Origin of the sequence: Streptomyces sp. NPDC052023 (genome assembly GCF_044548465.1) — a bacterium.
GTDB lineage: Bacteria > Actinomycetota > Actinomycetes > Streptomycetales > Streptomycetaceae > Streptomyces.
Window position 1 is genome coordinate 1 of the sequence record NZ_JBIUBW010000047.1, and the last position, 6,747, is coordinate 6,747.

Here is a 6,747-nt window from a genome sequence, read left to right on the forward strand (position 1 = left end):
TCATTTGTTCGGGGTGGGGGCGCCGGCGCCGCGGGGGGGGGGGGGGCCCCCGGGGGCCCGGGGGGGGGGGGGGGGGGGGGGCGGGGGGGGGGGGGGGGGGGGGGGGGGGGGGGGGGGGGGGGGGGGGGCCGGGCCCCGCGGGGGGGGGGCGCCCCCGCCCCCGGGGGGGGCTGTTCCGGCGGCGGTGCCGCGGCGGGTTCAGGCGGCCTGCGCCGACTCGGCGAGCTGGGCGTTGACGAGCTCCAGCAGGGCGCGCGGCGTCCTCGCCTCGGTGACCACGCCGTCGTCGAGGGAGATGCCGTAGTCGCGCTCTATGCGGCCACAGGTCTCCAGGATGGCCAGCGACTCGTAGCTGAGCTCCTCGAAGTCGGTGTCGAGGATGTCGCCGTCCAGGTCGATGTTCTCGTCCGCCCCGGCGGACTCCAGGAGGATGCGCTTGAGGTCGTCGAGGGTGAAGGACTGGGTGGACACGGAAGGTTCCTCTCGTCTGAGTGGTGCGGGACGTGCGGACGCCCGCGGCCCGGGCCGGCGTGGGAGAGACGGACGGACCGGGCGCGCGGGCGCGTTCAGGGGCGGCGCGGGCGACGCCGCACGGCGCGTTCCGGGTGACCGGAGGCGACCGACGCGAGGAACCCGCCGCGAGCGAGGCGCGGCGGCGTTCGTCGGCGGACGGGACAGGGCGGTACGGGGCTTCTCGGCACGGCGGGCGCGGGCGGCGTCCGCGGCGGCGGCCGACGACGCCACGACGACCACCGGACGGCCTACCGTGAGCACGGTCGCCGCCTCGCGGCCGGCGTGTTCGCCCCCGGGCACTCGCGTACGACACCCACCCGGCGGTACCCGATGCGGAACCGCCGGACGGCCTACGCGGTCGTGACCACCGCCGCCGCGTTGAAGCCGGCGTGGCCGCGGGCGAGGACCAGCGCGGTGCGGACCTCCGTGACCCGCGCCTCGCCGGTGACCAGGTCGAGGTCGTAGGAGGCGTCGGGGTGCACGTGGGTGGTGGCCGGCACGACGCCGTCCCGGAGGGCGAGCAGGGCGGTCGCCACGTCGAGGGGGGCGGCGCCCGAGTAGAGGCGCCCGGTCATCGTCTTGGGCGCGGTGACCATGACCCCGTGCGGCCCGAACACCTCGTTCAGCGCGTCCGCCTCGATCCGGTCCAGCTCGGGCACGGCCGCCCCGTCGGCGAAGACGACATCGACGTCGCCGGCGTCCACGCCCGCGTCGGCGAGGGCGAGTTCGATCGCCTTGCGCAGGCCGGGCGGGCGCCCGCTGCCGGGGGCGGGGTCGAAGGTGGCCGCGTACCCGGCGATCTCGCCGTACACCCGGACCCCGCGCCGCGCGGCGGCCTCGGCGGACTCCAGGATCAGGATGGCGCCGCCCTCACCGGGCACGTGCCCGGCGGCCGCGGCGTCGAAGGGCAGGTAGGCCCGGTCGGGCTCCTCCCCCTCGGACAGCCGGCCGCTCGCCAGCTGGGCGACCCAGCCCCACGGGCAGATCGAGGCGTCGATCGACCCGGAGACGATCAGCTGGGTGCCCTTGCGGATCTGCCGCCGGGCGTGGGCGAGCGCGTCCAGGCCGCCGGCCTGGTCGGAGACCAGCACACCGCTCGGGCCCTTCATGCCGTTGCGGATGGAGATCTGGCCGCTGTTGACGGCGTAGAACCAGGCGAAGGACTGGTACGCCGAGACGTACTGGCTGCCCTGGCTCCACAGCTTCTGCAGCTCGCCCTGGCCGAACTCGAAGCCGCCCGAGGAGCTTGCGGTGACCACGCCCATGTCGTACGCGGGCAGCTCGGCGGGCGTGACGCCCGCGTCGGCCAGCGCCCAGTCGGTGGCGACCAGGGCGAGGCGGGTCATGTGGTCGGTCTGCGCGAGCAGCCTGCTGGGCAGGTGGTCGGCGGCGCTGAAGCCGGGCACCTGGCCGGCGAGCTTCGCCGGGTAGCCGGTGGGGTCGAAGCGGGTGATGCGGCCGATGCCGCTCTTGCCCGAGCGGGTGGCCGCCCAGTAGTCGGTGGTACCGAGGCCGTTGGGGGCGGCTATGCCGAGCCCCGTGACGACGGTGCGCGTCGCGGCCCTGCTCATGCCGCGCTCCTCTCCGGTCGGGCGAGCACCATGGCGCTCTGGAAGCCACCGAAGCCGCTGCCGACGGTCAGCACCGCGTCGGTGCGGTGCTCACGGGCCGTCAGCGGCACGTAGTCCAGGTCGCACTCCGGGTCGGGGGTGTGCAGGTTCGCCGTCGGGGGCACGACGTCGTGCTCCATGGCGAGGACGGAGGCGGCGATCTCGATCGAGCCGATCGCGCCGAGCGAGTGCCCGACCATCGACTTGATGGAGGACACCGGGGTCCGGTAGGCGTGATCGCCGAGGCTCTTCTTGAACGCGGCCGTCTCGTGCCGGTCGTTCTGCTTGGTGCCCGAGCCGTGCGCGTTGACGTAGTCGATGTCTTCCGGGTTCAGCCGGGCCTCGTCCAGCGCGACCGTGATGGCCTCGGCCATCTCCACGCCGTCCGGGCGCAGGCCGGTCATGTGGAAGGCGTTGCAGCGCGAGGCGTAGCCGGCGATCTCGGCGTAGATGTGCGCGCCCCGCTTCAGCGCCCCTTCGAGCTCCTCGAGGACGAACACCGCCGAACCCTCGCCCAGCACGAAGCCGTTGCGGGTCCCGTCGAAGGGCCGCGAGGCGTGCTCGGGGTCGTCGTTGCGCGGGGTGGTGGCCTTGATGGCGTCGAAGCAGGCCAGCGTGATCGGGGAGATCGGCGCGTCCGTCGCGCCCGCCACCACGGCGCAGGCCGAGCCCTCACGGATCAGCTCGGCGGCGTGGCCGACCGAGTCGAGGCCGGAGGTGCAGCCGGTGGAGACCACCGTGGCGGGGCCCTCGGCGCCCACCGCCCACGCCACCTCGGCGGCGAAGGAGCTGGGTACCAGGTAGTTGTAGAGGTGCGGTACGGCGTAGGTGTGGTCCACCACGTCCAGCCGGCCGCCGTCGCTGACGACGCGGTACTCCTGGTCGAGGCCCATGGTGGCGCCGACCGCGCTGCCGATGGTGACGCCGACCCGGTGCGGGTCCGCGCCGGTCAGGTCCAGTCCGCTGTCGGCGAGCGCCTCGCGGGCGGTGACGACGGCCAGCTGGGCCGCCCGGTCCATCCGCCGGATCTCCTGCGGGCTCAGCCCGTGCTCCTCCGGGTCGAAGTCGATCTCGGCGGCGACCCGGGAGCGGAAGGAGGAGGGGTCGAAGAAGGTGATGCCCCGGGTGGCGGTGCGTCCTTCGCTGAGCAGGTTCCAGAAGTTCTTGGTGCCGACACCGCCGGGGGCCGTGACGCCGACCCCGGTGATGACCACTCGCCTGGCGCTCACGCCCGGCCCTCCCAGTCGTAGAAGCGCGTGGCGACCGCGTCGGCGGGGGACCGCCAGGTCGCCGGGTCGTAGGCCTCGATGAACGGCTTGAGGTCCTCGCTGATCCGCATGAAGCGCGGGTCGGTCTTGGCCGCCTCGATCAGCTCGCCGCCGTTGTCGGTGTCGAAGTCCTGGAGGTGGAAGTACAGGCCGCGGTAGGCGAAGAGCTGGCGGCGCCGGGTGCCCATCAGATGCGGCATCTCGGTGCTGTCGAAGTCCTTGAACAGCCGGGCCACCTCATGGCTGTGCCCCGGGTCCATCCGGGCGACGATCAAGGTGCTGTGCATGGTCTCTCCCTCAGCGATACGGGGGGTACGTGGGACAGGGCGGGAGCGGGCGGCTCAGCGCGCCGGGCCGAACCAGTGCTCCAGGGCCATCGGGAGGTCCGCGTGGCTGCCCGGGGCCGCCCAGGCCACGTAGCCGTCGGGGCGGACGAGGACGGCGGTGGTGCCGGCGAGGGGGCTGTTCTCGGGCAGGACGGGCTCGGCGGTGACGATGTCGATGCGGTCCTGCCAGTCCCAGGCGCGGTCGCGCAGCCGCTCGTTGTCCGCGAGGTCCAGCAGCACACCCCGGCCGGCGTGCAGTGCCTCGGTGCTGGAGGAGACCAGCCGGTGCCCGGTCAGCTTCACGTCGGGCAGCCGGCGGCCGAGCAGCGGGTGGGGCCCGCCGTCGAGGTCGTAGCGGATCTCCAGGCCGGACACCATCGCCGCGAAGTGGCGGCTGACCTCGGGGTACTGGATCAGCTCGGTCAGCACGTCGCGCAGCGGCTGCACCTCGGGCCCGGACAGGAACAGCAGCCCCTGCGCCTGGGTGTTCATCAGCAGCCGCTTGCCGACCGGGTGCCGCTCGGCGTGGTAGGTGTCGAGCAGCGCCTCGGGCGCCCGGCCCCGCACCACCGCGCCGAGCTTCCAGCCGAGGTTGACCGAGTCCTGGATGCTGGTGTTCATGCCCTGGCCGCCGGCCGGCAGGTGGATGTGCGCGGAGTCGCCGGCGAGGAAGACCCGCCCCCGCCGGTACTCGGTGACCTGGCGGGTCGCGTCACCGAAGGACGAGACCCACACCGGCTCGGCGTGCGAGATGTCGTCGCCGGTGAGCCGCTGCCAGGCCGCGGCCACCTCGTCCCACGTCGGCGGCTTCTCCCGGCGCTGCGGCGGGGTGCCCCGCTCGCAGACGATCAGCCGGGTGATCCCGCCGGGCAGCGGGCCGACCATGACCATGCCGCCGGGCAGGGTCTCACCGATCATCCGGGGCTCCAGCTTGATGCCCTTGACGTCGGCGAGGAACATCTCCAGGGTCGCCGCGGTGCCGGGGAACTCGAAGCCGGCGGCCTTGCGGATGGTGGACCGGCCGCCGTCGCAGCCGACGAGGTACTCGGCGCGCAGCCGGTGCACGCCCTCGGGACCGCGCGCCTCGACCTCGACGCTGTCCTCCTTCTCCTTGACGGACAGCACGTCGTGCCGGCGCCGGACGTCCGCGCCGAGCTGCGTCGCCCACTCCTCCAGGACGGTCTCGGTGACCGACTGGGGGATGGTCTTGGCGGCCTGGTGGGCCCCGTCGAGCACACCGAAGTCGACCGGCAGGCCGCCGAAGTGACCCACGTTGCTGACCTCGATGTCGCCGAACCGGGGCAGCAGTCCGCGCTGGTCGAAGATCTCCATGGTGCGGGCGGTGAAGCCGAGGCCGCGTGACTCCCCGGTCCGCGCGGGCAGCTTCTCCAGGACGATGACGTCGACGCCCGCGAGCCGCAGCTCGCCGGCGAGCATCATCCCGGCCGGTCCGGCGCCCACGACGATCACTTGTGCGTCCATGACACTCCTCGGGAGAACCCGCCCTCCGGGCGGGGAAGGAACGGGTCGGAAAGAGCTCGGAAACAATCAGGAACCGGCAAGGTGGTTCAGCGGTAGAAGCGGCCGATGCCCTCGTTCGCCACCTGGGCGGCGGCCGCGTGCCGCGGGTCGGGGGCGATCGCCTCGTGCCGCGCCGCGACCTCGGCGAGCTTGATGGTGTGCTCGTCGCCGATCTCGGCGGCCCGCGCGAACACCTCGGCCACGTCCGGCGCCTGGGGCAGCGGTGCCGACGGCCGGGGCGTGGCGTGGAACCAGTCGAGCATCGTGCGGCTGACGGCCCGCGCGACCCGGTACGACGGCAGTCGCTGCGCCTCGGGCAGGTGCGGGACGACGAGCCGGACGGCCGCCGGTCCGGTGACCGCGTGGATCAGCGGGATCGGATGCCGCTGGGCGACGGTGGCATAGATCCCGGAGTACTCGGCGACCAGGTCGTCCAGCGCACGGACCACCGGCTCCCGCCCGTCGTCCCCGTCCGGCAGGACCGGCGACGGTTCCCCGGCCACGGTGACCCCGCCGGTGGAGTGCCGGGCGGCCCAGTAGCCCAGCCCCTGGGCGAGTTCGGCCAGTTGGAGCCGGTTCTCCGTGCCGGCGGCGGCGACCGCACGCACGGCGTGGGCGGTGCGGATCACCCCGTGCGTCAGCATCCCCGACATGCCGGGCAGCAGCCGGGGCCACCAGCGGGCCAGTACCTCGGTCCATGGCGCCCCGGCCAGCTCCCGCTCGAACAGGGCGGTCCAGTCGGCGACGCGGGAGAAGTTCCCGAGCGCGCCCCGCCAGTCCCCCGCGTCGCCGGGGTCGATGTGCCAGCGGCGGCCGGGGGCGTCGTGGTACTCCCGGCCCCGCAGGTTGTGGTCGACCCAGCCGGGCACCTCGTCGGCGTACCCCATGTGCGCCAGCGCCTCGGCGGCCATCGGCGCGTGGTTGACGAAGGACCCGCCGTGCTCGAAGCCCACGCCGCGCAGCCGCTGGAGGGCCTCGCGCACGGCATCGCTGTAGGTGAGTGCTGCCAAGGGGATCAGTCCTTGATGTCACAGACGGCGGCACCGGAGGACAGGGCCTGACCCGCCGTGGCGGCCAGCCCCGTGACGGTGCCGGACTTGTGCGCGGTGAGCGGCTGCTCCATCTTCATCGCTTCGAGTACGACGACCAGTTCGCCCTGCTCGACCCGCTGTCCTTCCGACACCGCGACCTTGACGACGGTGCCCTGCATCGGAGAGGTGAGGGTGTCGCATGAGGCCGCGGCGCCCGCTCCAGCGCCGGAGTTGCGGCGCCGCGGCCTGGCGGCGGCGGCCCCGACGAGGCTCGGCTGACGCTCCGGCACCCGTCCGAGCGACGCGGGCAGCGTCACCTCCAGGCGCTGCCCGGCGACCTCGACGACGACCGTCTCACGGCCGCCGCCCTCGTTCTCCGTGTCGTCGGCGGGGGCGGTGAAGGGTTTGATGTCGTTGACGAACTCGGTCTCGATCCAGCGGGTGTGGACCGTGAAGGGGTCGGTGGAGCCGGTGAGTT

Annotated in this window: 7 protein-coding genes; all 7 read right to left on the bottom strand. The window is 73.9% G+C overall.

Going from position 1 to position 6,747, the window contains the following annotated elements; genetic code table 11:
* Positions 1-198: 198 nt before the first annotated feature.
* Positions 199-471, bottom strand: coding sequence for an acyl carrier protein (locus ACIHCM_RS37405; RefSeq protein WP_399906502.1), 273 nt, complete (start codon positions 469-471; stop codon positions 199-201).
* A gap of 392 nt (positions 472-863) precedes the next feature.
* A complete protein-coding gene (locus ACIHCM_RS37410; RefSeq protein ID WP_399906505.1) occupies positions 864-2,084 on the bottom strand; it encodes a ketosynthase chain-length factor in 1,221 nt (406 codons plus the stop codon).
* Positions 2,081-3,352 carry a beta-ketoacyl-[acyl-carrier-protein] synthase family protein gene (locus tag ACIHCM_RS37415; RefSeq protein ID WP_399906509.1) on the bottom strand — a complete coding sequence of 424 codons (1,272 nt, stop codon included), beginning with the start codon at positions 3,350-3,352 and terminating at the stop codon, positions 2,081-2,083. Before ACIHCM_RS37415 ends, ACIHCM_RS37410 begins: the two co-directional genes overlap by 4 nt.
* Positions 3,349-3,678: a TcmI family type II polyketide cyclase gene (locus ACIHCM_RS37420; RefSeq protein ID WP_399906512.1), complete on the bottom strand. Its 330-nt coding sequence runs from the start codon at positions 3,676-3,678 to the stop codon at positions 3,349-3,351. Before ACIHCM_RS37420 ends, ACIHCM_RS37415 begins: the two co-directional genes overlap by 4 nt.
* A gap of 54 nt (positions 3,679-3,732) precedes the next feature.
* Positions 3,733-5,199 carry an FAD-dependent monooxygenase gene (locus ACIHCM_RS37425; RefSeq protein ID WP_399906514.1) on the bottom strand — a complete coding sequence of 489 codons (1,467 nt, stop codon included), beginning with the start codon at positions 5,197-5,199 and terminating at the stop codon, positions 3,733-3,735.
* 86 nt (positions 5,200-5,285) lie between these two features.
* On the bottom strand, positions 5,286-6,248 hold the full coding sequence (locus tag ACIHCM_RS37430) for a hypothetical protein (protein ID WP_399906517.1): 963 nt from the start codon (positions 6,246-6,248) through the stop codon (positions 5,286-5,288).
* Positions 6,249-6,253: 5 nt separating this feature from the next.
* The coding region (locus ACIHCM_RS37435) for a biotin/lipoyl-containing protein (RefSeq protein ID WP_399906520.1) at positions 6,254-6,747 on the bottom strand (494 nt) is incomplete at its 5' end.